A 24,439-nucleotide genomic window follows, 5' to 3' on the forward strand; every position below is an offset into this window, starting at 1 on the left:
GGTCTGCGTAAACGCTCCGGCGGATGGTCGGACGAGGGTGGAATCGTCGGGATTCACCCCCGGATGATCAGTTGCTTGATTACCCTGAGACAGGGCCGCCTGTCCGGTCTCTCAGGGCGCTTTCAGGCGTGTCTGAGCCGTACGGTCGGGCCCACGTAGGAAGGGCGGTGTCGCGTGGATCGCTGCGCGCTGTTCGTGGACGCTGGCTACCTTCTGGCAGACGGCGCCATGGCCGCGCACGGGACCCGCCGTCGTGAGGCGGTCTCGTGGGACTACACGGGCCTGCTGCAGTTGCTCACCAACCTGTCCAGGGAGCGCACCGGGCTGCCGTTGCTGCGCTGCTACTGGTACGAGGCGACCGTCGAGGGCCGGCACACCCCCGAGCACGACGCGCTGGCCGACATCCCCGGGCTCAAGCTCCGCCTGTCGCGCATCCGCCCCGGTCGCCGCGAGGGCGTGGACGCCCAGGTCCACCGCGACCTGATGACGCTCGCGCGCAACAACGCGATCTGCGACGCGGTCGTGGTCAGCGGCGACGAGGACCTGGCCCAGGTGGTCTGCGACGCCCAGGACCTCGGCATCCGGATCACGGTGGTGCACATCGCCGCCGACGGCGGCTGGGCGGTCTCCCGCTCGCTCCGCCAGGAGTGCGACGACCTGATCGAGATAGGCGGCGGCCACCTGCGGCCGTACGCCGGTCTGACCACCGGGACGACCGAGCTCCCGGCCCTGAGCAACGGGGCCGCCTCCGGCAACGGCGCGGTGCAGGGCGGCGTTCCCGTGCCGCTCGGCAACGGCCTCCCGCCGGGGGGGACGGGGAGCTACGCCGTTTCGGGCGGCTCCTCGTCGGGCGCCCACGCCACGTCGAGTGGGAGCCTCCCGACCGGCGGCTACGCCGCACAGAGCGGGAGCCCCGCCTCGGGCGGCCAGGCCGCCTCGGGCAACGGCGCGGCGCAGGGCGGCTCCACGACGTCGGGCGGCGGGGCCTCTGCGGGTGGATCCGCGTCCCAGCCCCAGCCCTCCCGCGCCGGCCAGTCCCAGCCCGCGCTGCCCGTCTACGCGAGCTACGCGCAGGAGTCGCCGAGCACCTCCCCCGCCCAGGCCCTTCCGCCGTCCTCCCCGGCGCCGTCCTCGTCCTCCGTGGCGCCCAACGGCCCGACCGGTGCCACTCCGCAGTACGCCTCGGGCGGCACCGGAGGCATGCCGAGCTACCAGCCCGTCGGCTCCTACACGGGTCCGCAGTCGGTCGGCGGCTACACCGGCCCGCAGGCGGCCCCGGTGCCGGTCCAGGGCGCGGCCACCGGAGGCGCGACCACGCTGTCGGACGCGGTGAAGGCCGCGCACAAAGAGGGTCACGACTTCGGCGAGTCCGTGGCCAAGGACGCCCCGGCGCTGTGGCTGGAGGCCGTCCTGGCCCGCAAGCCCCGGATGCCCTCCGACCTGGAGGCGCGGCTGCTGCAGGGTTCCTCCCTGCCGATCGACTTCCTGTTGCACGACGAGGTCCGGCACGCCCTGCGCCGCGGCTTCTGGGACGCGCTGGAGCAGGCCCGTCACTGATGTGCGGCCGGGCGTCCTCCGGCCGGTGCGGGGCGCGCCTCGCGGGAAGCCTTCTCGATCTTCTCGATTTTCCCCTGGGGACAAACCGTGCAATAGGCCCATATGGGGCGATTTGGGGTGCTAGCCAGCCGTTATGCAGGGGTTTTGCAGGATATTTCAATAAATGGGAGGATGCTCAGCCACGGGCGGGGTCGGGGGGACCGTAATGCGTCTGCGGGGCATGTACGACGAAACCCCGGGCGGGACCGCCTTGTGTTGATCCTGAATGGAGTCGCTCGTGTCCCGATTCAACTTCCGGCCGGTCGCGGTGTCCGCGCTGGCGACGACCCTGACCTTCTCGGCCTTGACCTTCGTGGCCGCGCCCGCCGAGGCTGCGCCCTCCTCGACGGCTACCGCCGCGTCCGCCGCCACCGCCGCACGGCCCTACGCCAAGATCACCTGGCAGAAGCGCACCCGGTACGGCAACCCGGTCACCTACAACTGGCGGGTGACCGACAGCCACCAGCTCGCGGGCTCCGAGCTCGTCATGTACACCCGGCTGAACCGGAAGGGCATCAGCAAGATCCGCATTACGCGGAAGGCCCCGGGCGGCCGCTGCGGCGTGCAGAAGGACGGCTCCGACTACAACATCTACTGCATCCTCCACAACCCGGAGGACTGGAAGAAGTTCTACATGAGCTTCAAGGTGTGGCAGCGCGGATACTCCAGCCTCATCGCCGACCACTACTGGCGCGCGGTGGATCTCGGCGGCGGGTCGATCCGCGACTACACCAGCCTGATCAGCCGGAGCGACCGCATCGGCCGCAGCACGACGAAGTTCTACTACTAGGCCGACGGGCCACGCCCGGGTGATCGTGCGGATCGCCCGCGGGCCCTGGTGACCCGAAGGGCGGGAGCGGCCGGCCGTACCATCGCCGGCCGCTCACCCCGTGGAGTGCGGGGCCGGGCTCCGGCGGGCCGAGAAGAACGCCACGGCCCCGTCGCGTTCGACGCTGATCTCGTCGAGACCGGCCGCGGCCAGCCAGGACGACAGGTCGTCGGCGGTTCCCCCGGTGCCGAACACCCCGATCCGCCGGAACAGCGAGATCACCATGTCCTGTCGCCGGCCGCTCCCGCGCACGACCGAGCTTCCCCGCAGCCGCCCGCCCGGGCGCAGGACGCGGGCCATCTCCGCCAGGGCCGCCGCCGGGGCGGGGAAGCAGTGCAGGCCGAAGTAACTGAGGCACAGATCGAAGCCGCCCTCCCTGTACGGCAGCGCGGTCGCGCTCGCCTGCACGAACTCGATCTCCCGCAGCCCGTGCCGCGCCGCGTTGGCCCGTGACCGCCGCAGCATCACCGGCGACAGGTCGAGGGCCGCGTAGCGGTAGGAGCCGTCCTCGGGCAGCCCGCGAAAGGCGATCCCGCCCCCACAGGGGACGTCGAGCACCCGGCAGCCGTCCACCAGCGTCCGCAGGTCGTCGATGTCGCGGTAGTAGCGGTCCAGATCCGCTCCCCACAGCAGACGGCCGCCGATCCTGCCGATCCGCTCGTGCTCGACCCCGACGTCGTAGACCACCGCGGTCAGCCGGGCACGCCGCCAATCGTCCATGTCTCAACTTCTCCGTTCTGACGCCCTCCGTCAACACGGATCGCGAGGAGTTCCGCATCGTCCGGCGCTCCACCACGGGACGGGCGACCAGCCGCGGAGTGGGCGGGAGCGTGTCGCCTCCGCTCTGGCAGGATGGCGCTCGTCGTCATTCTTCGGACCGGAGTGACCACGCCGCCGGGCGGCGCGGTCGTGAGGAGAGCCGGGAAAGCGCCGGCGGAGTGGTGAGAAGGGATGCTCGGTGCCTGACCCCGGCCCGCTGACCACAGGCGATCCCGAACAGGTCGGCGGTTACCGGCTGACCGGGGTGCTGGGCGAGGGCGGTCAGGGGGTCGTCTACCTCGCCCATGCGCCGCATGGCCGCCGGGTGGCGGTCAAGATGCTGCACGCCCGGATGGCGGCCGACCCCATGGTCCGGGAGCGGTTCCTGCGGGAGGCGGAGGTCGGCCGCCGGGTCGCGGCCTTCTGCACGGCCAGGGTCCTCGACGCGGGCGTCGCCGGAGACCGGCTCTACATGGTCAGCGAGTACATCCCCGGGCCGTCCCTGCACGACCTGGTCGCCGATGACGGGCCGCGGGCCGGCAGCGGCCTGGACCGCCTCGCGGTCACCACCCTGACGGCGCTGGCCGCGATCCACCAGGCCGGCATCATCCACCGTGACTTCAAGCCCAGAAATGTGATCATGGGTCCGGAAGGCCCGGTGGTCATCGACTTCGGCATCGCCCGCGCGATGGAGCGGACCGCCACGACGTCGGAGCTCGTCGGCTCCCCGGCCTATCTGGCGCCCGAGCTGCTCGACGGGCGGGAAGCCGGTCCGGCGTCGGACGTGTTCAGCTGGGCGGCCACGATGGTCTACGCCGCCACCGGGCACCCGGCCTTTCCCGGGAACATCCAGGCGGCCGTCATGAACGCCATCCTGACCCGTGAGCCCGACCTGTCCGGCGTCCCCGCCCACCTGCGGCCGCTGCTCGCCGCCTGCCTGGACAAGGACCCCGGTGCCCGGCCCACCGTCACCGGCATGCTCGCCACTCTCACCGGGCGAGGATCACCCGTCCGGGACGAACCCCTGACCGGCCCGGGGGCGCGGCCAGGGAACGGGCCGGCCGGGCCCCGGTCCGTCGTCCGCCGCGTGCGCTCCGCCGCGGTCGCCGTATCCGCCGCCGTCCTCCTGCTCGTCGCGGCCTTCTGGCTCCGGGGACCGGACGTCCCGGGGAAGCCCGCACCTCCTTCCGCGCAGCCCTCGGCCGGAGCCTCCTCCTCGGAGGGCGCCGGTCCCGCCGGCCTGTCGCTGGCGCACTCCGACTCGGTCTGGACGGTGGCGACGGCCCGGCTGCGCGACCGCCCCGTCCTCGTCTCGGGTGACGGGAGCACGATGCGCGTGTGGGACCTCACCACGGGCGAGCCGGTCGGCGCGCCGATCACCGGCCACGTCGACGGTGTCTCGTCGGTCGCGGTGGCCCGGCTGGGGGAGCGCCCGGTGGTCGTCTCGGGCAGCGACGACCGCACGGTCCGGGTCTGGGACCTGGCCACCGGAGACCAGCTCGGCGCCCCCTTCACCGGCCACACGGGCTGGGTCGAGTCGGTCGCGGTGACCGAGCTGAACGGCCATCCGGTCGTCGTCTCCGGCGGCTACAAGGGCTCCGTGCTGGCGTGGGATCTGGTCACCCGCAAGCCGGTCGGCACGCCGATCGACCACCCGGCCGGGGTCGAGTCGGTGGCGGTGACCGAGCTGGACGGCCGGCAGGTCATCGTGGCGGGGAGCCGCGACCACACGGTCCGGGTCTGGGACCTGCTCACCGGCGAGCCGGTCGGCGCTCCCCTCGCCGGCCACACCCACGAGGTCCACACCGTGGCGGTGACCGAGCTGGACGGCCGCCCGGTGGTCGTCTCGGGGAGCCGTGACCACACGGTCCGGGTCTGGGACCCGGCCACCGGCGAGCCGGTCGGCGCCCCCTTCACCGGCCACTCCCGCGATGTCATGACGGTCACGGCCGCGCAGGTGGGCGGCCGTCCGGTGGTCGTCTCCGGCGGCCACGACCGCAGCATCCGCATCTGGGATCCGGTCACCGGCGAACCGCTCGGCGCTCCTTTCACCGGCCACACGGGCGGAGTCGTATCGCTGCTGGTGACAGAGCGCGGGGGCCGCCCGGTCCTCGTCTCCGGCGGCCAGGACAAGACGCTGAAGGTCTGGGACCTCTGAGGAGGCCCTCGGCGGGGCCGGTCCTGCGGCGGCCCGTCCCGAGCCCTTCCCCGCCGTCGCCGGCTTCGGCGACGGCGCACCCCCGCCCCGGCCGCGCGCGGACGCTCAGGTGAGCGCGTCGAAGCCGGAGCGGAGGTGGCTGACGCAGTCGGCGAGGTCGGAGAGAGGAGCGACGAGGGAGGGATCACTCGCCTTGCGGGCGAGTTCGCGGACCCGGACGAGCTCGTTCTCGACGGCGGTCAGGCGGCTGGACAGCTCGGGGAGCACGGCCGCATGGTCACCGGCCCTGCCCGGGGGAAGCTCGGTGGACAGCCGCTCGCGGAGCAGTGAGGCCTGCTCGGCCAGACGGCGGTTCATGTTGTACAGCTCGACGAAGACCGAGACCTTGGCCCTCAGCACCCAGGGGTCGAACGGCTTGGTGAGGTAGTCGACCGCCCCCGCGGCGTAGCTGCGGAAGGCGTAGTCGGGAGCGCTGTCGACCACGGTCAGGAAGATGATGGGGATGTTGCGCGTCCGCTCGCGGCGCTTGATGTGCGAGGCGGTCTCGAACCCGTCCATGCCCGGCATCCGCACGTCCAGCAGGATCAGCGCGAAATCGCTGCTGAGCAGGGCCTTCAGAGCCTCCTCGCCGGACCGCGCCCGCACCGGGACCAGGTCGAGGGAGCTGAGGATGGCCTCGAGGGCGATCAGATTCTCCTCCCGGTCGTCGACCAGGAGGATTTTTGCGCGGTCGGGCATCGATCATGCCCCTTCGTGGGAGTCGCCGGTCATCGCCCGGCCGCGGGAGAGCCAGCCCCGCAGGCGTTCGAGCAGGCGGTCGACGTCGACGGGTTTGGGCACGTAGTCGGAGGCGCCGGAGGCGATGCTCTTCTCCCGGTCGCCCTGCATCACCTTGGCGGTCAGCGCGATGATCGGCAGATCGGCGAACTGCGGCATCCGGCGGATCGCGGAAGTGGTCGCCCAGCCGTCCATCTCCGGCATCATGATGTCCATCAGGACCAGGGAGACGTCCTCGTTCCGCTCCAGCTGCTCGATGCCCTCGCGGCCGTTCTCGGCGAACACCACGGTGGAACCGTGCCGCTCCAGCACGCTGGTCAGCGCGAAGACGTTTCGGATGTCATCGTCCACGATCAAGATTTTTGCACCGTTGAGCGGATCCTCGCCCGTCCAGTTCTGTTCACTGCTCTCCATCAGGTTCGGCAGCGGCTGGGACGCCTCCGGCGCCGCCGGGACTTGCGGCAGCTCGATGACGTCCTCCCGCGCGCCGATGACGATCTGGTCGTAGGGGCCGCCGGAGTTCGTGATGGCGCCGTCGCCGCGGGCGGCCAGCGGCCCTGCGTAGGACTGCGGCAGGTACAGGGTGAACGTGCTGCCCTGCCCGACCTCGCTGACCACGTGGACCTCGCCGCCGAGCAGGCGGGCGATCTCGCGGCAGATGGACAGGCCCAGGCCGGTCCCGCCGTACTTGCGGCTGGTGGTCCCGTCGGCCTGCCTGAACGCCTCGAAGATGACATCCAGCTTGTCGGCCGCGATGCCGATGCCGGTGTCCACCACCTCGAAGGCCAGCAGGCCGTCGGATCCGCGGAGGGTCTCGTCCACGAACGGGATGTCCCGCTGGGCGTGGATCACGCGGAGCCGTACCTCGCCCTTGGGGGTGAACTTGATCGCGTTGGAGAGCAGGTTGCGCAGCACCTGCTGGAGGCGCTGCTCGTCGGTGCGCAGCTCCTGCGGGACCGACGGGTCCACCTCGACCGTGAACGACAGGCCCTTGTCCTGGGCGAGCGGGGTGAAGGTGGCCTCGAAGTAGTCGACCAGCTTGGGCAGGGAGATCTGCTGGGGATGGATGTCCATCCGCCCGGCCTCGACCTTGGACACGTCGAGGATGTCGTTGATCAGCTGGAGCAGCGCGGAGCCGGCTCCGTGGATGGTCCTGGCGAACTCCACCTGCTGGGGGGTGAGGTTGCCCTCGGCGTTCTCGGTCAGCAGCTTGGCCAGCACCAGCAGGCTGTTCAGCGGGGTGCGCAGCTCGTGCGACATGTTGGCGACGAACTCGGACTTGTAACGCGAGGAGACCGCGAGCTGCTCGGCCCGCTCCTCCAGCGTACGGCGGGCCTGCTCGATCTGGAAGTTCTGGATCTCGATGGCGCGGTTCTGCTTGGCCAGCAGGGCGGCCTTGTCCTCCAGTTCGGCGTTGGAGCGGCGCAGCTCCTCCTGCTGGCGCTGGAGCTCCTCGGAGCGTTCCCGTAGCTCGATGGTGAGGCGCTGGGACTCGGTGAGCAGGTCCTCCGTGCGGGAGTTGGCGATGATCGTGTTCATCGTGACACCGATGGTCTCGACGAGCTGGGTCAGGAAGTCGTGGTGGACCTCGCTGAACTCCTCGAACGAGGCCAGCTCCAGCACGCCCAGCACCTGGTCCTCGAACAGGACCGGCAGCACGACGATCTGCGCCGGGACCGAGGTGCTCAGGCCGGTGTCCACGGTGAGGTAGCGGGCGGGGACGTTCCTCAGGATGATCCGCCTGCCCTCCAGCGCGGCCTGCCCGACGATCCCCTGGCCGGTGGCGAAGCGCTGACGGGGGCCGGTCCCGGCTCGGGCGCCGTACCCGGCGATGAGGTGCAGGTCGTGGTCGCCGGTGGGCTCGGCGAGGTAGAAGGCGCCGTAGTGGGCGGAGACCAGCGGGGTCAGCTCGCTCATGATGAGCTTGGCGACCTCCATCAGGTCGCGGTGCCCCTGCATGAGGCGGGAGATCCGGGCCAGGTTGGACTTGAGCCAGTCCTGTTCCTGGTTGGCGATGGTGGTGTCGCGCAGCACGGACACCATCGTGTTGATGTTGTCCTTGAGCTCGCCGATCTCGCCGCCGGCGTCGACGGTGATCGAGCGGGTCAGGTCGCCCTGGGCGACGGCGGTGGTGACCTCGGCGATCGCGCGGACCTGGGTGGTGAGGCGGCCGGCGAGCTCGTTGACGTTCTCGGTGAGGCGCTTCCAGATGCCCTCGGCGCCCTCCACCCGGGCCTGGCCGCCGAGCTTGCCCTCCGAGCCGACCTCGCGGGCCACGCGGGTGACCTCCGCGGCGAACGAGGAGAGCTGGTCGACCATGGTGTTGATGGTGGTCTTCAGCGCGAGGATCTCGCCCTGCGCGTTCACGTCGATCTTGCGGGTCAGGTTTCCCTTCGCCACGGCGGTGGTGACCTCGGCGATGTTGCGGACCTGGGTGGTCAGGTTGTTGGCCATGACGTTGACGTTGTCGGTGAGGTCCTTCCAGACCCCGGAGACGCCGCGCACGCGGGCCTGGCCGCCGAGCTGGCCCTCGGTGCCGACCTCGCGGGCCACGCGGGTGACCTCGTCGGCGAACATCGAGAGCTGGTCCACCATCGTGTTGAGGGTGTCCTTGAGCTGGAGGATCTCGCCCTGTGCGTCGGCGGTGATCTTCTTGCTCAGGTTGCCCTGGGCGACCGCGGTGGAGACCGCCGCGATCTGGCGCACCTGGGTGGTCAGGTTGTTGGCCATGAAGTTGACGTTGTCGGTGAGGTCCTTCCAGGTGCCGGAGACGCCGCGCACCTGCGCCTGGCCGCCGAGCTGGCCCTCCGAGCCGACCTCGCGGGCGACCCGGCTCACCTCGGAGGCGAACGAGGAGAGCTGGTCGACCATGGTGTTGATGGTGGTCTTCAGCGCGAGGATCTCGCCCTGCGCGTCCACGTCGATCTTGCGGGTCAGGTCGCCGTTGGCGACGGCGGTGGTGACCTCGGCGATGTTGCGGACCTGGTAGGTCAGGTTGTTGGCCATGAAGTTGACGTTGTCGGTGAGGTCCTTCCAGACCCCGGAGACGCCGCGCACGCGGGCCTGGCCGCCGAGCTGGCCCTCGGTGCCGACCTCGCGGGCCACGCGGGTGACCTCGTCGGCGAACAGCGAGAGCTGGTCCACCATCGTGTTGAGGGTGTCCTTGAGCTGGAGGATCTCGCCTTGCGCGTCGGCGGTGATCTTCTTGCTCAGGTCGCCCTGGGCGACCGCGGTGGAGACCGCCGCGATGGCCCGGACCTGGGTGGTCAGGTTGCCCGCCATGACGTTGACGTTGTCGGTGAGGTCCTTCCAGACCCCGCTGACCCCCCGCACCTGCGCCTGGCCGCCGAGCTGGCCCTCGGTGCCGACCTCGCGGGCCACGCGGGTGACCTCCTCGGCGAAGGCGGAGAGCTGGTCCACCATCGTGTTCACGGTGTTCTTCAGCTCGAACATCTCGCCGACCGCGTCGACGGTGACCTTCCGGCTCAGGTCGCCCCGCGCGACCGCGGTGGTGACCAGCGCGATGTCGCGGACCTGGGCCGAGACGCGGCTCGACATGGTGTTCACGGCCTCGGTGAGGTCGCGCCAGCTGCCCGACATGCCCCGCACGTTGGCCCGGCCGCCCAGCCGGCCCTCGGTGCCGACCTCGCGCGCCACCCGCGTCACCTCGGAGGTGAACAGGGAGAGCTGGTCCACCATGCCGTTGATCGCCTTGCCGAGGCGGCGCACCTCGCCCCGGGAGCCGCGGTCGAGGTCGATCCGGCGCGACAGGTCCCCCTTGGCCACCGCGTCGATCACGTCCGCCGCACCGGAGACCGGCCCGACCAGGGCGTCGATCAGGGAGTTGACCGAGTCGACGCTCTCGGTCCACGAGCCCACGCCGGGGCCGGGGGAGAGGCGCTCGCCGAACCGGCCCTCCCTGACCACCTCGCGGCGGACCCGGTGGAGCTCGTTGGCCAGATGCTCGCGTCGGTCGGCGACCTCGTTGAGGAGCAGGCGGATCTCGCTCAGCACTCCGGGGGGCGCGTGCGGGACCCGCCGCCGGAAGTCTCCGTCCCGCCATGTGATGAGGGTTTGGAGAATCGGCTGCAGGTCGGACTCGCTGTAGCGCCTCTCCTCGACGTCGGGCATCGCGTCGGCCGTGGTCATTAGACCTCCTTGACTCCCGTGGGGGGCAACCGCGGGCAATACCAGTCTGTCACGGTGCGCAACTCGGAGTCCCGCCTTCGATTTACCCCATGTCAGCGTGAAGTGTGGTAGTCACGGAGTAGTGACCAGCGTTCCCCGGGCCGTCCTGGCGGCGACATTCGCTCCAGGAGACACGGCCGTGCCCGCGACCAGGCGGTTCACCAGGGAGGTGATGACCGCCTGGGCTGCCGCGTCCGTGCTGGACGTGGCCGAGCGGTTGGCGGCCGAGCTCTCCGCCCAGGCCCTCGACGGGCCGTTCGAGGTGGTCTGGAACCACCTGGGTAACGGCGTGCAGGTCGAGGTGCGCCAGAAGAACGCCCAGGAGACGAGCCCCGGCAGCCCGAGCATGGCGGTCGAGGAGTGGGGGGTGTCCTTCGCGGGGCAGCACCGCACGCACTGGGCCCGGATCGCGCTGCCCGGGACGCACGGGCACGTGACCACGGAGTGGACCGAGGAGGAACCGGGCCGCGGGCCGAGCGGCTGGCTGCGCTTCCTCGCCGACGCCAGCGACCTGCTCGCGGGCACCCTCAACCCGGACATGGTGCCCGCGATCATCGCGCAGATCGCGGTGCCCCGGCTGGCCGCCTGGTGCGCGGTCTACATGTGGAACGACAGCGGCGGGCCGCAGCATCCGGCCTACCTGTGGCACACCGACGAGGCGCGCATCGACGAGCTGCGCGACGAGCTGGCCGGCGTCCGGATCCCGGAGACCGGCGGCTCGATGCAGTTCGGCGAGTCGCACGTGCTCGTCGTCCCCCTCCGCGCGCGCGGGCGGGCGCTCGGCGCGATGTGCCTGGGCCGTTCCGACCGGTTCGCCGAGGACGTCATCCAGTACGCCGGGGACATCGGCCGCCGGGCCGCGCTCTCCCTGGACAACGCCCTGCTCTACGCCCAGCAGGCGGAGGCCAACCGGGCGCTCCAGCGCAGTCTGCTCCCGCCCGACGAGCCCGGTGAGATCCCGGGGCTCGACTCCGCCGTGGTCTACGAGCCGGCGGGTGAGACCAACGAGGTCGGCGGCGACTTCTACGACCTGTTCGCGGCCGGCGACGGCAGCTGGCGGTTCGCGGTCGGCGACGTCTGCGGGACCGGGCCGGTGGCGGCCGCGGTCACCGGGCTGGCCCGCCACACGCTGCGGCTGCTCGCCCGGGAGGGGTACGGCGTGGCCGCGGTCCTGGGCCGCCTCAACCAGGCGATCCTGGAGGAGGGTGACCGGGCGCGGTTCCTCACCCTGCTGCACGGGGAGATCACGCCCGTGCCCACCGGCCTGGAACTGCGGCTGGTCTCGGCCGGCCATCCGGAGGCCCTGCGGCTGAAGCCCAGCGGCGTGGTGGAGTCGGTGGTGACCTCCCAGTCGCTGCTGGGCGTCTTCCCCGAGGCGACGTTCGAGGCGGACCTGGTCCACCTCGACCACGGCGACGTCCTTCTCGCGGTGACCGACGGAGTGACCGAGCGGCGCCAGGGCAGCAGGCTGCTCGATGACGACGGGGGCCTGGCCAAGCTGCTCGCCGAGTGCGTGGGCCTGTCGGCCGGCGCGGTCGCCGCGCGGATCCGCCGGGCGGTGCAGGAGTTCGCCCCCGAGCCGAGCGCCGACGACATGGCGATCGTGGTCCTGCGCGCCCGCTGAGCTCTCCGCGCGCCCGCTCCCGGTTCCGGGCGCCCGCCGGGCTCTCGGGCCGCCGTGCCCGCCCGGCGCCGTCCGCCGGATCAGTCGTGCGGCTTCAGGTGCCTGCGGGCGAAGTCGAGCTGGGCCGCCATCTGGGCGATGCGCTCGGAGACGACCAGCGAGCCGTGACCGGCGTCGTACCGGTAGACCTCGTGCTCGTGCCCGCGTTCGGCGAGCCGGGCCACGTAGCTCTCGATCTGGCGGATCGAGCAGCGCGGGTCGTTCTCCCCGGCGAGGATCAGCAGCGGCGCCTCGACCCGGTCGACATAGGCGATCGGCGAGCAGTTCGCGTAGCGCTCCGGCTGCTCGGCCGGGGATCCGCCGAGCAGCGCGCGGTGGTAGGCCCTCAGCGACTCGGGCTCGTCCTCGTACGCCACCAGGTGGTCGGCGATCGGCACCGCCGCGATGCCCGCGGCCCACACCTCCGGCTGCGTGCCCAGGCCCAGCAGCGTGAGATAGCCGCCCCACGAGGTCCCGGCCAGCACCAGCCGCTCCGGGTCGGCCAGACCCCGCCGGACCATCGCCTCGCGGACCGCGGTCACGTCGGCCAGCTCGATGTGGCCCACCTCGCCGGCCAGGGCGTCCCGCCAGGCGGAGCCGTACCCGGTGGAGCCCCGGTAGTTGACCCGCACGACCGCGAAGCCGTGGTCCACCCAGGCCGCCACCTGCGGCACGAAGGAGTCGTCGTCCTGCGAGGACGGCCCGCCGTGCAGGAGGAAGACCGTCGGGTACGGCCCCGCGCCGCGTTCGGGGCGCGAGACCAGGGCGTGGATGCGCCCGCCGGGCCCCTCCACGTCGATGTCCTCGGCCGGGACCGACGGCGGCGAGGACGGTCCGGCGTGGTTCACCACCACCTGGCCGTTGCTCGACCGGATCACCTGCGGGTGGGCACCGCTGGACCAGGAGTACTCGACCGAGCCGTCCGGGCGGGGCATGGCGGCGTCGATCACGCCGTGCTTGGTCTCGATCGGGGTGAGCACGCCCCCGGCCAGGTCGTACCGGTGCAGGTGGGTGCGGCCGCGGTTGGCCCGGACCACCAGCAGGGAGCGGCCGTCGTCGTACCAGTCCGCGGTGATCTCGCCGGGGTCGGGCAGCCAGATCTCCCGCTGCTCGTCGCTGACCGGGTCCCAGACCAGCGGTTCGCGGCGGCCCCGGCGCTCGTGCAGGGCGAGCAGGCGGCGGTCTCCGGAGACGGGCGCGAAGCGCAGGCCGACGACGCCGCGACCGGGGCCGTCGTGCAGTTCCCCGACCGCCTCTCCGCACTGCCGCACGACCTTCAGCGAGGGGTGCCGGGCGTCGCCGTGCTCGCTGTGGTTGATCGCGATCAGGGCGCCGTCGAGGGAGACGGCGGCCACGGAGGCGGCCTCGGCGTGCTCGTAGATCACCTTCGCGGGGGTGCCGGGCCGTACGACGTAGACGGTGAAGCCGCTGCCGGGCCGGGCCATGCCGATGATCGCGTCGCCCGTCGCGGAGAGCGCGATGCCGGCGGGGTGACCGGGTTCGAGGTCGATCGGCTCGTCCGGGCCTCCGGTGAAGGGCTGGCGCACCCAGCGGCCCCACTCGTCGCCGTCGGTGTCGCAGAACCACCAGATCCACTGGCCGGTGGGGTCGATCGTGCCGTGCGAGGTGCCCTTGGGGCGCGAGGTCGCCTGGCGGGCGCCGCCCCCGGAGCGGTCCCAGGCGTAGACCTCCCAGGCGCCGGAGGCGTTGCTGCGGTAGACGGCTCGGGCGGGGGCCTGCCGCGCCCACACGGGGAGCGTCACGCGCGGCGCCCGGAACCTGGCCTGCCAGCGTTCCTCCGCCTTCATATGGCGCGTCCCTCCGTCAAGGCATCGGTTGTGCACGGGCGAGCGCGGGCCCGCCGGATCGCCGTCCAGTATGTCGCTTCGAGACGTGATTTGCTCTGGAAATGTAGGAATTTCGAACTAAGTGCCACTTCAGTAACATGCGTCCTGAAGGCAGGTGTCAAGGAGGGCCCTTGATCAGGAGCGTGATTCAAATGTAGACAGGTGAAAAGAAGCGGTCACTTCGCTACTTTCAGCTAATTCTGTGATTTTCCTGCGAATGTCATCCGATTCCGTATGCCAGGCGCTCGGTCCCATGCCCACGACGGCCTCGACCGCGGCACGGTCCAGAGCCATCGGGAATTCGTACGTCCTCCGCCCGGTCTCGGTGAAATGGCCACTGAGGCTCTCGGCCATCCGGCGCTCCTTCGACTCGTCCACCGACAGCAGCCCCAGCCGCTCCACCAGTGGCTCCAGATGCCGTGGTGTGGGGGTCACCACGACGAGCGTGCCGTCGCGCCGCAGCACACGCGCGAACTCTGCCCCGTTGCGGGGGGCGAAAACATTGAGCAGGACGTCGACGGAACCGCCGCGGAGGGGGAGCGGCCGCCAGACGTCGGCCACCACCGCCCCCAGCCTGGCGTGCGCCCGCGCGGCCCGCCTGGCCGCATGCTTGGAGACGTCCAGGGCGATCCCGGCGGCGTACGGCAGGCGGTCGAGCACCCGGGCCAGGTAGTAACCCGTCCCCGCCCCCGCGTCCGCGATCACCTTCCCCGCCCGCGGGGCCGTGTGGCAGGCGTCGGCGACCGCGTCCGCGAGGGGGGCGAAATGCCCCGCCCCGAGGAAGTCGGCCCGGGCGGCCACCATGGCCGCGCTGTCGGCCGTACCCGGGGCCTGCGAGCCGGTCAGGAGGCTGACGTACCCCTGCCGGGCGAGGTCGAACGCGTGTCCCCGGGGGCAGCCCAGCGCCCGCTCGCCGAGGGCCAGCCCGTCTCCGCAGACCGGGCAGATGAGGTGTTCGACGATGTCAGCCAGCATGTCCCCATCATCCCGCCTCGCGGCGGCGTGATCGGACTGTCGCCCCGCACCCCTACGATGGCTCGCCGTACAGCGAGTCGATCATGGCCTGTCCCGGAAGGAGCCCGTCATGCCCGGAGGCCCCCCGGCCGTCTCCACAGTGGACGCGGTGCGGTCCCGGCCCCGGAGGTCGGCGTGGTTCCAGTGGATCGCCGCCTTCGCCATCGCGGCCGCGCCGACCCTCTACTGGACGTTCATCGGCCCCGATTCCTACAGCTACGGCTACCTCATAGCCGGCGACCCGGCCAGGTGTGCGGGCAACGAGTTCATGGACGACCACGGCTACGGGATTCTCGGCGTCGTCTACGAGGTGCCCTTCCTCGGGTTCGGCGGCTCGCCGCTCTGGACGTCAGCTGCCTGGAGCTGTGGGGCGGGCCCTCCATCGTCCTCATCAGCATCGTCCCGGGCCTGACCGCTCTCGTCTCCGTGCTGCTCATGCTGTGTGCCGCGCGTGTGCCGCACGCCCGCAGCTCCGCCGCGGTCCGGGTGGCGCTGGGCCTGCTCATGATCCTGCCGCTGGCCTTCCTCCCGGTCTCGGACGTCGTTCCGGGCAGGGTGTCCAGCGGCGAGGAGTGCTTCTCCGCCGGCCTCGGGTTCCCCGACGATCTCGAATCGGCTGGAGGGGACCACGAAAAGCGGTTCGTCTGCACGGCACGCAGCGGTCCGTGGGGGCAGGGGGGAGTCGCCGAGTTCGCCGGCATGCCCGACGAGCAGGTGCTCGCCTACGGCCGCCATCTCTGCGCCGCGGTGGTGCGGGCCGGCGGAGACGCGCACGATCGCGCGCCGTACGAGTCGTTGAGGCTGTCGTACAGCGTGGAGCTGGCCGAGTCGCTCAAGATGATCTGCCCGCAGGTGGTCGCCGTGGAGAAGGCCAAGGCGGAGCGGGCGCGTCTGGCCGAGGAGCGCAAGCAGGCGGCGTTGAACGCCAAGTGCGCGGCCTATCCCCGGCACCGCCCGCTGATCCGGCCGATACGACGGGGGGTGGGCGCCGTGCACACCGACTACAACGCGCTCGTCGCCCTGGAGGACGACGAGTTCGAACTGATCGAGGCCAGCCCGCTCTGGGTGGAGGGACTGGCCGGGGCCGAGCCCGGGGTTCTGCAGGTGTCGGTCGCCAACGAGTTCGCGACCGTCTGCGTCACGGCTGAGGCTTACGACCGCAGGCCCCCGCTGGAGCGGCGCGGCTGGGAGGCGGTGAAGGAGATTCCCTATCGGAGCACCCGCGGGAACCTGACGTTCGTCGACTTCTACGGCGGCCGGAGGCTCGTCGGCCTCACCGTCGCGGGCAAGGGCGACTACCGGGTCCGGGTCCACGTGCGCGGCAGCGAGCGGGCCGAAGGCTGGTCGGAGAAGGGAGATCTGGAGCAGTTCCTCATCATGGCTTATCCGGCTAAGAGGTGATAAGTAGGACGCAAGTCGCTTTCAAGTGGCTGCCGGTACACATGGTGCCCATGAGGAAGAGAACTGTCATCGGCGGAGGACTGCTGGCGCTCGTGCTCGCGGGCGGACTGACCGGGACGGCGCAGGCCGCCGCCGGGGACCGCGTGCACCACTGGGGCCCGGTCCAGTCCAAGAGCGGCCACGGCGGCTACGCCAAGGCCGACGTGTGGCTGAGCGACTTCAAATCCGAGCGGTTCGTCGTCTCCGGCACGCTGTACGACCGCGACAGCCACTCCGGCCACTGCGCCTACATGCGGGTGCGGTTCCACTACAAGAGCGGCGGCACCGGCTGGTCGCAGGTCCGCTACACCTGCTCCGCCAAGGGCAAGTCCTTCAAGCTGTCCTCGGACGGCGAGGTCACCCGGGCGGACGTGCGGGTCTGCCTGGTCAGCTACAGGACCAACGGGATCTTCAGCTGCCACACCGATGCGATCAAGGCCTCCACCGTCGCCAACTGGCCCCAGTGACCCGGCGCCGCCTTCACGGGGTGACGGGGAGCAGCAGGCGGGCTAATAGCGGACAGTAACAGCGCGTTCACTTTAAGGTCAACGCCGATGTATTGTGCTTTCCGTGACCGCACAATGTACGTACGCTGAGGCCGTGACCAAGGATGAGCGCATCAGCCTGCGCGTGGACGCCAAGACGAAGCGGTTGCTCGAAGCCGCGAGCGAAGAGGTGGGCATGTCCGCGTCGGCGTTCATCCTTAACGCCGCGACCCTCGCGGCCCATCACACGCTGGCCGACCGTACGGTCTTCCGGCTGAACGCGGAGCAGTGGGCGGCCTTCGACGCCATGTTGAACGAGCCGGCTCGGGATGTGCCCGGGCTCCGTGAGCTGCTCAACACGCCGACCATCCTCGATGAGCTCGAATGAAGCTCACGGCCGTCGAGCTCCTCGACCGGGAGCATCGGCTGGAGGAGTTCGACTGCGGTTCGCAGGCGCAGAATGACTGGTTGCGGCGTCACGCGTTGCAATCCCAGTTTGCGGAGATGTCACGGGTCTACGTGGTTCGCGATGTGGACGCTGACGAGGTGATGGGCTACTACGCGTTGGCGGCGGGGCAGATCAGGCCGGATGAGGTCCCGGCGAGATGGCTGAAAGGTGTTGGGCTGTACTCCCAGCCCATGGTGCTCCTGGCCCGGCTGGGCGTCGATCTCCGTGCTCAGGGCAGAGGGCTCGGCCGGGCGCTGGTCACGGATGCGATGCGCAGAGTGATATCGGTAGCGGATCAGATCGGCGTACGTGCCCTCCTGATCCACTGTGAGGACGAGTCGGCTCGGGACTTCTACCTGTGCCTGGCCCGATTCGAGAGTAGTCTGGCTGATCCTCTCCACCTGATTCTCAGGATCAAGGATCTCCGGCGGGCCGTTGCGCCAAGGGGTTGAGTCGGCTCGGGGCCCCGCCGGGACGTGATCGGATCGTCGCCTCGCGTCCCTAGAGTCGCCCGTCGTGACGCGACGATCTCGGTGGCTCTGGGCCCTCGCCGTGTTCTGGTCGGCGGCTCCGGCCGTCTGTCCGTGGATCCTGGACCTGTTGGCCTGGATTCAGGAGCTGCTGGCCCCGCCGGAGGAGTACGGCGATTCGGACGACATCCACGGGATGGTCCAGCTCTTCTCTAGGACCATCGGGGACCTCTGCCAGCTCGTCGCGGTGCTCATGATGGTGCTCGCGCTCCGCTCCGGGCGACGGGGCGTACAGCGGTCGGAGGACTGAGGGAGGCCCTTCACCCCCGAGGAGGTCCCGGTCATGGTCTATCCGGGCGCGGGTGAGAAGACGGATGGGCGGCCGGTCAGGTGGTCTGGCGGACCTGCTGGAGGAAGGCGGCGTTGGAAGGCGTCTCGCGGAGGCGGTCGACGAGGAGCTCCAGCGCCTGCTGCCTGTCCAGGCCGCCGAGCGTGCGGCGCAGCCGCCAGGTGAGCTGCCGCTCCAGGGGGTCGAGGAGGATCTCCTCGCGGCGGGTGCCGGAGGCGTCCAGGTCCACGGCGGGGTAGAGCCGCCGGTCGGCGAGGTCGCGGCGGAGCCGCAGCTCCATGTTGCCGGTGCCCTTGAACTCCTCGAAGAGGGCGTCGTCCAGCCGGGAGCCGGTCTCCACGAGGACGGTGGCCAGGATGGTCAGCGAGCCGCCGTCGCGGAGGTTGCGGGCGGTGCCGAAGAATCTGCGCGGGGGCAGGAGCGCGGCGGCGTCCAGACCTCCGGAGAGGGTACGGCCGCCGCCCGGGGCGAGGTTGTTGTAGGCGCGGGCCAGACGGGTCAGCGAGTCCAGGAGCACGACCACGTCCCGGCCGGACTCGGCCAGGCGCCTGGCGCGCTCGATCGCCAACTCGGCGACGGCCGTGTGGTCGCGGTCGGCGCGGTCGAAGGTGGAGGCGGCGACCTCGCCCCGGATCGACTCGCGCATCTCGGTCACCTCCTCCGGCCGCTCGCCGACGAGAACGACCATGAGGTGGACGTCCGGGTGGTTGCGGGAGATCGCGGCGGCCAGGTCCCGCAGGACCATGGTCTTGCCCGCCTTCGGCGGGGCGACGATCAGGCCGCGCTGGCCCCTGCCGACCGGGGCGAACAGGTCGACGACCCGGCTGGTCACCGACTCGGTCTCCAGGCGGAGTCGGTCGCTGGGGTGGACCGGGGTCATGTCCGCGAAGTGCGGGCGCGGTCCGGGCCCCGCGCCGGTCTCGGCGCCGTTCACGGCCCGCACCTCGATCAGCCGGTCGTACGGCCTGCGCGCGGTGGCGACGAGGTGGTCCCCGGGACGCAGGCCGTACTGCCCGACCTGGGAGAGCGGGACCTTCACGTCATGGGGGCCGGGGAGGAACCCGCCGGTTCTGAGGTAGGCGGCCTTGTCGCGGACGTCGAGGAGACCTGACACGGTCTCGGCGGGAGCGGGAGCGGGAGCGGGAGCGGGAGCGGGAGCGGGAGCGGGAGCGGGAGCGGGAGCGGGGACGGAGGCGCCGCGCTTACGGGAGCGCGGGGCGCTCTTGACGGTGGTTTCCCTGGGGATGGTTTCCGTGGTCATGGGTGGCCTTTCGGGATGGGGGAGCTCGGGGAGCCCGGGGAACGCAGAGCCGGGGATCCCGGAGAACACCGCGGCGCGGGGACGGGAGCCGTCCCGGGGCATCGCGTCGGACGTGGACGCGCCGGGTGCGCGGGTGGAAAACCGCATGCCGTGACAGGCGCGGTCATGGGAGAAAAGGGGTGGATCGATCGCACGCGGCCTGGCCGGCAGTGCGTCACACCCGCTATCACAGTAACACGCCCGTTCGCCGCCGCAAGGAGATCACATGCCGTACCAGCCCATGACCGTCGCGGGTGTCGAGGTGTTCCCGCTGCGGGACGCCGTGGGGCCGATGGGGGAGAGCATCCGGCGGCCGCTGCCGGAGATGTTCCCCGGCGGTTGCCACCACGACGGTGACTGGGTCCTGCACTTCCGCTGCTACCTGCTGCGCGACGCGGCGGGCCGGACCGTGCTGGTGGACACCGGCATCGGGGCGGACGACTCGCCGGCGGCGAGCTGGGCTCCGGTGCCGGGCGAGCTGATGGCCGAGCTCGCACGGGTCGGGGCCGCGCCGGGGGACGTGGAGGCGGTGATCATCACCCACCTGCACAGCGACCACGCGGGCGGGGCCGTGGCCGACGGCGCGCCCGCCTTCCCGAACGCCGAATACGTCCTGCAGCGCGCCGAGATCGACACCGCGTCCGAGGCGGTCCTCGGCCACATCGTCCGGCCGCTGGGCGAGCGGATCCGGGTGGTCGACGGGGATGTGGGGCTGTTCTCCGGCATCCGGGTGCTCCACACGCCGGGCCACACCCCGGGCCACCAGATCGTCCGGGTGGGCGAGCTGACCCTCACCGGTGACCTGCTGCTCCATCCCTCCCAGCTCGCCGACCCGAAGGTGCCCTACCTCTACGACGACGATCCCGAACTCGCCGCCAGGACGCGTATCGAGGTGCTGGACCGGGTCAGAGCGGAGGGCGGCCTGATCGGCACCGCCCACTTCCCGGAGCCGTTCACCCGGCTTCCCTGACGCTCCGCACCCGTCCGGCCGACGCTCCGAACCCGGTTCCGTCATGGAGATTTCACGGTCCATTGACACTGGGAAAACGCTTTCCTATGGTGTCCCCTGCATGCCCGCACGCATGCGTTCACTCATGTGAACGGTGAGTACTCGCTGGGGGGAATCCAGAACGCGGGTCCCAGGACCCGCTGGACCAGCAAGGAGCTCGGCAGTGAAGAGCAGATTCAGCAGGAGGGCGGCCACCGCGGCCATCGTCGGCGCGGTCGCCGCCTCCGGGTGGGCGGCCGGAGCCTCGGCGGCCGCCGCCGCAGCCCCGGCACCCGGCGCGTACACGCTCGTCAACGTGGGCAGCGGCCTGTGCATGGAGGTCCCCGGCGCCAGCGCCTCCGACGCCGTGCAGCTCGCGCAGTCCGCCTGCGACGGCGCCCCCGGCCAGACCTGGAACCTGGTCGCCGTCAGCGGCGGTTTCCAGCTCAAGGCCGCGCACAGCGGCAAGTGCGCCGGAGTCGCGGGCGCGAGCACCTCCGCCGGGAAAGCCGTCCAGCAGGAGAGCTGCACCGGCGCCGCCTCCCAGACCTGGAAGCCGACCGCCTCCGGGGCCAACTGGCAGGTCGTCAACGCCAACGGCGGCAAGTGCCTCAACATCAAGGACAACTCCACCGCCTCCGGCGCGCTGGTCCAGCAGAACTCCTGCGACTCGGCCTCCACCAAGCAGTGGAGACTGCTCCCGGCCGGCTCCGCCACCCCCACTCCGACGGTGACGCCCACCCCCACTCCGACGCCCACAGCGACGCCCACAGCGACCCCCACCCCCACTCCGACGGTGACGCCCACAGCGACCCCGACCGGTTCCCCCGGCAACGCCGCCGGTCTGGTGGGCTTCGCGACCGTGAACGGGTACGGCCGCACCGGCACGAGCGGCGGGGCCGGCGGCGAGACGGTGACCGTCAGCAGTTACGCGCAGCTCGCGGCGGCCGTCTCCGACGACGCGCCGCGGATCGTCCGGGTGTCGGGCACGATCACCGGCACCGGCGCCAAGATGCTGGACGTCGGCTCGAACAAGACCATCATCGGCGTCGGGACAGCCGCGACGATCAGCGGGTTCGGGTTCGACGTCAACGGCTGGGGCCCGGACGAGGTCGCGTGGGGCGGTGACCTCTGCGACCCCGCCGAGAAGGACAGGTTCACGCACACCCAGAACGTGATCATCCGGAACCTGACGTTCAGGAACTCCACCGACGACTCGGTCAACGTGCAGTGCTACTCGCACCACGTGTGGGTGGACCACAACACCTTCCACACCTCCGCCGACGGCTCGGTGGACGTCAAGCGCGGCTCCGACCTCGTGACGGTCTCCTACAACCGGTTCGTCGCCACGGACAAGTCGATGCTGCTGGGCCACAGCGACGGCAACGGCGCCCAGGACAAGGGCTACCTGCGCGTCACCTACCACCACAACTGGTTCGACGGGTCGAACACCCGCCACCCGCGGGTGCGGTTCGGGTACGCCCACGTGTTCGCCAACTACGTGGACGTCGAGGACTACTTCATCGGTCTGGGCGTCGGCGGCCAGGTCTACGCCGAGAGCAACCACGTGAAGGGCGCGAAGACGATCACTGAGGACTTCGGCGACACGAGGCTGACCTGGGCGAGCAGCAACTTCTACGACCCGGCCACGATCCGCCGGGCGCAGGACAGCGGCAAGACCATGAGCGACTGGCTGCGCGCCGACGGGAGCGTTCCGCCGCCGCCGTACGCCTACTCGGCCGGTTCCGCGTCCTCGGCCCCGCCGTCCGCGGGCGCCGGTGCGGCCGGTGCGGACCTGATCCCGTAGCGGTCGCCGGCTGGAGGCCGCGGCATCGCGGGGGAGGCCGCCCGTCTCCACACCCTGACCGTGTGGAGACGGGCGGCCCGCTCGTGGGCGTCACCCCGGCCGGGACACTTCAGGTGCTCGGCTGAGCGGCCAGCAGGCGGCGGGTGATGGTCCGGTAGCGCAGCACCTGTACGGCGCCGAGCAGCCAGACGGGGTACTGCACGGCGAAGGCCCAGCGGAAGGCGTCCAGGCCCGTCCCGCCGGACAGGTCGAGGGTGAGGCCGATCATGGCGATGACCGACATGGACGCCACGAAGCCGCCGCCGTTGACGATGCCGGTCGCGGTGCCGATCCGGGCGGCCGGGTTGAACGTCCTGGCGTAGTCGAAGCCGATCATCGAACCCGGGCCGTTGGCCGCCAGGACCACCACGAGCAGGACGAGCACCCAGAGCGGAGCCCGGCCGGGCCAGGCCAGCACGGCGGTCCAGGCTCCGGCGGTGGTGCCGATCACGATCAGGACCATCCGCGAACGGTGGAACGGGAACCGCCCGGCGAGATAGCCGAGCAGCGGTCCGCACACCATGCCGCACAGGGTCAGGACGGACAGCAGCACGCCGGCCGTCGACGGGTCGAGTCCCTGACCCTGGACGAGGAACGGATATCCCCACAGCAGCAGGAAGGCCGCGGCCGAGCACTGGGTGGCCGCGTGGGTCCACATGCCCAGGCGGGTGCCCGGCTCGGCCCACGCGGCCTTCAGTCCCGGCCGCTCCGCGGCGTGGTGCGGCCGCGAGTCGCGCAGGACCGCCAGGAGCAGGACCACGGCCACCCCGCCGAGGAGCGCGGCGCCCAGGAAGGTCGGCGTCCAGCCGTACGCGCGCAGGGAGTGGATCAGCGGCACCGCCGAGGCGATCGCGCCGAGCTGTCCGATCAGGCCGGTGAGCTGGACCATCACCGGGTTGCGGCGCGCGGGGAAGTGCAGGTTCACCAGCCGGATCACGCTGATGAACGTCATCGCGTCACCGCATCCGATCAGCGTCCGGCCCGCGACGCCGGGCAGCAGCCCGCCGGCGAAGGCGAAGACGAGCTCGCCGCAGGCCATCACCGCGGCCCCGATGACCAGCATGCGCTTGGAGCCGAGCCGGTCGACCAGCACGCCGACGGGCACCTGCATGCCCGCGTAGACCAGGAGCTGGAGCATCGCCAGGAGGGAGAGCCCGGCCGCGCCCACCCCGAGCCGGGCGGCGGCCTCGATGCTCGCGACGCCCAGGGACTGCCGGTGGAAGACGGCGATGACGTAGGCCAGGACACCTGTAGTCCAGAAGATCATGGCTTTGGACCGTGGCGTCATGAGCTGAATATTACGTTTGCGAACTTTATGGAACGGCCGGGGGGTGGCCCGTGTCGGTGCCTGGAGGTAGCTTTGAATCAGGCGCGGTCCCGCGCCCGACCTCCTTCACCGGTGCTCACGCCACCGGCTCGCGGAGGTAGAGGGGACCCTGGAGTTCTCGGGACGCCGGTTGCACATGCCCCAGATCCGGCGGGGCGGCGGGAGCGTGAGTCCCGGCGCGACGCCGTGTCCAGGAGCATGAGATGACCAGCAACAAATCCTTCAAGAGCCGTGTCCGCGCCCGCATGGCCAAGACCGGTGAGAGCTACTCCGCCGCCCGCCGTCACCTCGTTCCCGCCGACGAGGCGGCCACCGCCGATTCCCGTACGGCTTCCGCTCCCGAGGAGCGGGCGGCCTCCGTCCCCGGCGAGCCGCAGGCCGGCGGGGACGTGATGATCTCCGACGACACGGTGGCCGCGCGGACGGGCCGCTCCCACGACGAGTGGTTCGCGCTCCTGGACGAATGGGGCGCCGCCACCCGCCCGCACACGGAGATCGCCCGATGGCTCGTCGAGGAGCACGGCGTCGGCGGCTGGTGGGCGCAGAGCGTCACCGTCGCCTACGAGCGGGCGCGCGGCCTGCGGGCGCCGGGCCAGTCGCGCGGCGGCGACTTCTCGGTCAGCGCGAGCAAGACGATCGACGTCCCGGCCGAGCGGGTCACCGAGGCCTTCACCGACGAGGACCTGCGCGCCCGGTGGCTGCCGGACGCCCCCTTCGAGATCCGTACCTCGCGTCCCGGCAAGTCCGTCACCGCCAACTGGGAGGGCCGGGCCGCCGTCACGGTCGGCCTGGTCGCCAAGGGCGAGGGGAAGACCCAGCTCGCCGTCCAGCACGCCAAGCTCCCCGACGCCGGGTCGGCCGCCGAGCTGAAGGCCTACTGGCGCGAGCGCGTCGCCGTCCTGAAGAAGCTCCTGGAGGGCTGACCCGTCCCGCCCGGAGAAGGGAGGGGGACTCT

Annotated in this window: 20 protein-coding genes; 13 read left to right on the forward strand and 7 right to left on the reverse strand. The window is 71.3% G+C overall.

Annotated elements, in window-relative coordinates; all coding sequences use genetic code 11:
- Positions 1 to 174: 174 nt before the first annotated feature.
- The gene (locus tag HS041_RS05485; RefSeq protein WP_196439398.1) at positions 175 to 1,557 is read left to right on the forward strand and encodes an NYN domain-containing protein; all 1,383 of its coding nucleotides are present in this window, start codon (positions 175 to 177) and stop codon (positions 1,555 to 1,557) included.
- Positions 1,558 to 1,834: 277 nt separating this feature from the next.
- On the forward strand, positions 1,835 to 2,386 hold the full coding sequence (locus HS041_RS05490) for a hypothetical protein (protein ID WP_196439399.1): 552 nt from the start codon (positions 1,835 to 1,837) through the stop codon (positions 2,384 to 2,386).
- 93 nt (positions 2,387 to 2,479) lie between these two features.
- Here HS041_RS05490 and HS041_RS05495 read toward each other — a convergent pair whose 3' ends face one another.
- Positions 2,480 to 3,145: a class I SAM-dependent methyltransferase gene (locus tag HS041_RS05495; RefSeq protein ID WP_196439400.1), complete on the reverse strand. Its 666-nt coding sequence runs from the start codon at positions 3,143 to 3,145 to the stop codon at positions 2,480 to 2,482.
- Positions 3,146 to 3,383: 238 nt separating this feature from the next.
- On the opposite strand from HS041_RS05495, the gene HS041_RS05500 reads away from it, so the two are divergent.
- On the forward strand, positions 3,384 to 5,342 hold the full coding sequence (locus HS041_RS05500) for a WD40 repeat domain-containing serine/threonine protein kinase (RefSeq protein ID WP_196439401.1): 1,959 nt from the start codon (positions 3,384 to 3,386) through the stop codon (positions 5,340 to 5,342).
- Positions 5,343 to 5,447: 105 nt separating this feature from the next.
- Here HS041_RS05500 and HS041_RS05505 read toward each other — a convergent pair whose 3' ends face one another.
- Positions 5,448 to 6,080 (reverse strand): response regulator, encoded by a 633-nt coding sequence (locus HS041_RS05505; RefSeq protein ID WP_196439402.1) that lies wholly within the window; start codon positions 6,078 to 6,080, stop codon positions 5,448 to 5,450.
- Positions 6,081 to 6,083: 3 nt separating this feature from the next.
- The gene (locus HS041_RS05510; RefSeq protein ID WP_196439403.1) at positions 6,084 to 10,268 is read right to left on the reverse strand and encodes a HAMP domain-containing protein; all 4,185 of its coding nucleotides are present in this window, start codon (positions 10,266 to 10,268) and stop codon (positions 6,084 to 6,086) included.
- A 178-nt stretch (positions 10,269 to 10,446) separates the two neighbouring features.
- Between HS041_RS05510 and HS041_RS05515 the strand changes: the two genes are divergently transcribed.
- A complete protein-coding gene (locus HS041_RS05515; RefSeq protein ID WP_307845181.1) occupies positions 10,447 to 11,931 on the forward strand; it encodes a PP2C family protein-serine/threonine phosphatase in 1,485 nt (494 codons plus the stop codon).
- Between the two features lie 80 nt (positions 11,932 to 12,011).
- On the opposite strand, the gene HS041_RS05520 is transcribed toward HS041_RS05515, so the two are convergent.
- Positions 12,012 to 13,778 carry a S9 family peptidase gene (locus HS041_RS05520; RefSeq protein ID WP_196439404.1) on the reverse strand — a complete coding sequence of 589 codons (1,767 nt, stop codon included), beginning with the start codon at positions 13,776 to 13,778 and terminating at the stop codon, positions 12,012 to 12,014.
- A 174-nt stretch (positions 13,779 to 13,952) separates the two neighbouring features.
- Complete coding sequence (locus HS041_RS05525; protein WP_196439405.1) at positions 13,953 to 14,792, reverse strand: putative RNA methyltransferase; 840 nt, start codon at positions 14,790 to 14,792, stop codon at positions 13,953 to 13,955.
- Positions 14,793 to 14,901: 109 nt separating this feature from the next.
- Between HS041_RS05525 and HS041_RS05530 the strand changes: the two genes are divergently transcribed.
- From HS041_RS05530 to HS041_RS05555, 6 genes are all read left to right on the forward strand, one after another.
- On the forward strand, positions 14,902 to 15,243 hold the full coding sequence (locus tag HS041_RS05530; protein ID WP_196439406.1) for a hypothetical protein: 342 nt from the start codon (positions 14,902 to 14,904) through the stop codon (positions 15,241 to 15,243).
- Between the two features lie 14 nt (positions 15,244 to 15,257).
- Entirely contained in the window at positions 15,258 to 16,232 is a 975-nt protein-coding gene (locus tag HS041_RS05535; RefSeq protein WP_196439407.1) for a hypothetical protein, read from the forward strand.
- A gap of 50 nt (positions 16,233 to 16,282) precedes the next feature.
- Positions 16,283 to 16,738 carry a hypothetical protein gene (locus HS041_RS05540; RefSeq protein WP_196439408.1) on the forward strand — a complete coding sequence of 152 codons (456 nt, stop codon included), beginning with the start codon at positions 16,283 to 16,285 and terminating at the stop codon, positions 16,736 to 16,738.
- A 133-nt stretch (positions 16,739 to 16,871) separates the two neighbouring features.
- The gene (locus HS041_RS05545) at positions 16,872 to 17,144 is read left to right on the forward strand and encodes a type II toxin-antitoxin system TacA family antitoxin (protein ID WP_196439409.1); all 273 of its coding nucleotides are present in this window, start codon (positions 16,872 to 16,874) and stop codon (positions 17,142 to 17,144) included.
- Positions 17,141 to 17,656, forward strand: coding sequence for a GNAT family N-acetyltransferase (locus HS041_RS05550; RefSeq protein ID WP_196439410.1), 516 nt, complete (start codon positions 17,141 to 17,143; stop codon positions 17,654 to 17,656). Before HS041_RS05545 ends, HS041_RS05550 begins: the two co-directional genes overlap by 4 nt.
- Before the next feature lie 64 nt (positions 17,657 to 17,720).
- Complete coding sequence (locus HS041_RS05555; protein ID WP_196439411.1) at positions 17,721 to 17,984, forward strand: hypothetical protein; 264 nt, start codon at positions 17,721 to 17,723, stop codon at positions 17,982 to 17,984.
- Between the two features lie 76 nt (positions 17,985 to 18,060).
- Here the strand turns inward: HS041_RS05555 and rho are convergent, their stop codons facing one another.
- Positions 18,061 to 19,284, reverse strand: a complete 1,224-nt coding sequence (rho, locus tag HS041_RS05560; protein ID WP_196439412.1) for a transcription termination factor Rho — start codon at positions 19,282 to 19,284, stop codon at positions 18,061 to 18,063.
- A 265-nt stretch (positions 19,285 to 19,549) separates the two neighbouring features.
- Here rho and HS041_RS05565 point away from each other — a divergent pair, with 265 nt between their 5' ends.
- On the forward strand, positions 19,550 to 20,293 hold the full coding sequence (locus HS041_RS05565) for an MBL fold metallo-hydrolase (protein ID WP_196439413.1): 744 nt from the start codon (positions 19,550 to 19,552) through the stop codon (positions 20,291 to 20,293).
- Positions 20,294 to 20,495: 202 nt separating this feature from the next.
- Positions 20,496 to 22,118 carry a pectate lyase family protein gene (locus HS041_RS39930; protein ID WP_196439414.1) on the forward strand — a complete coding sequence of 541 codons (1,623 nt, stop codon included), beginning with the start codon at positions 20,496 to 20,498 and terminating at the stop codon, positions 22,116 to 22,118.
- 109 nt (positions 22,119 to 22,227) lie between these two features.
- On the opposite strand, the gene HS041_RS05575 is transcribed toward HS041_RS39930, so the two are convergent.
- Positions 22,228 to 23,445 carry an MFS transporter gene (locus tag HS041_RS05575; RefSeq protein WP_230878434.1) on the reverse strand — a complete coding sequence of 406 codons (1,218 nt, stop codon included), beginning with the start codon at positions 23,443 to 23,445 and terminating at the stop codon, positions 22,228 to 22,230.
- Positions 23,446 to 23,687: 242 nt separating this feature from the next.
- Between HS041_RS05575 and HS041_RS05580 the strand changes: the two genes are divergently transcribed.
- Positions 23,688 to 24,407, forward strand: coding sequence for a DUF4287 domain-containing protein (locus HS041_RS05580; protein WP_196439415.1), 720 nt, complete (start codon positions 23,688 to 23,690; stop codon positions 24,405 to 24,407).
- Positions 24,408 to 24,439 lie beyond the last annotated feature (32 nt).

The organism is Planomonospora sp. ID67723, from assembly GCF_015711605.1.
In the GTDB taxonomy this organism is placed as follows: Bacteria; Actinomycetota; Actinomycetes; order Streptosporangiales; family Streptosporangiaceae; genus Planomonospora_A.

What these genes read in the sequence shown, in the direction of transcription:
- HS041_RS05495 (WP_196439400.1), bottom strand. Translation starts at nt 3,145, where the DNA reads ATGGACGATTGGCGGCGTGCCCGGCTGACCGCGGTGGTCTACGACGTC.
- HS041_RS05505 (WP_196439402.1), bottom strand. Translation starts at nt 6,080, where the DNA reads ATGCCCGACCGCGCAAAAATCCTCCTGGTCGACGACCGGGAGGAGAAT.
- HS041_RS05510 (WP_196439403.1), bottom strand. Translation starts at nt 10,268, where the DNA reads ATGACCACGGCCGACGCGATGCCCGACGTCGAGGAGAGGCGCTACAGC.
- HS041_RS05520 (WP_196439404.1), bottom strand. Translation starts at nt 13,778, where the DNA reads ATGAAGGCGGAGGAACGCTGGCAGGCCAGGTTCCGGGCGCCGCGCGTG.
- HS041_RS05525 (WP_196439405.1), bottom strand. Translation starts at nt 14,792, where the DNA reads ATGCTGGCTGACATCGTCGAACACCTCATCTGCCCGGTCTGCGGAGAC.
- HS041_RS05530 (WP_196439406.1), top strand. Translation starts at nt 14,902, where the DNA reads ATGCCCGGAGGCCCCCCGGCCGTCTCCACAGTGGACGCGGTGCGGTCC.
- HS041_RS05540 (WP_196439408.1), top strand. Translation starts at nt 16,283, where the DNA reads ATGAGGAAGAGAACTGTCATCGGCGGAGGACTGCTGGCGCTCGTGCTC.
- HS041_RS05550 (WP_196439410.1), top strand. Translation starts at nt 17,141, where the DNA reads ATGAAGCTCACGGCCGTCGAGCTCCTCGACCGGGAGCATCGGCTGGAG.
- rho (WP_196439412.1), bottom strand. Translation starts at nt 19,284, where the DNA reads ATGACCACGGAAACCATCCCCAGGGAAACCACCGTCAAGAGCGCCCCG.
- HS041_RS05565 (WP_196439413.1), top strand. Translation starts at nt 19,550, where the DNA reads ATGCCGTACCAGCCCATGACCGTCGCGGGTGTCGAGGTGTTCCCGCTG.
- HS041_RS05575 (WP_230878434.1), bottom strand. Translation starts at nt 23,445, where the DNA reads ATGACGCCACGGTCCAAAGCCATGATCTTCTGGACTACAGGTGTCCTG.
- HS041_RS05580 (WP_196439415.1), top strand. Translation starts at nt 23,688, where the DNA reads ATGACCAGCAACAAATCCTTCAAGAGCCGTGTCCGCGCCCGCATGGCC.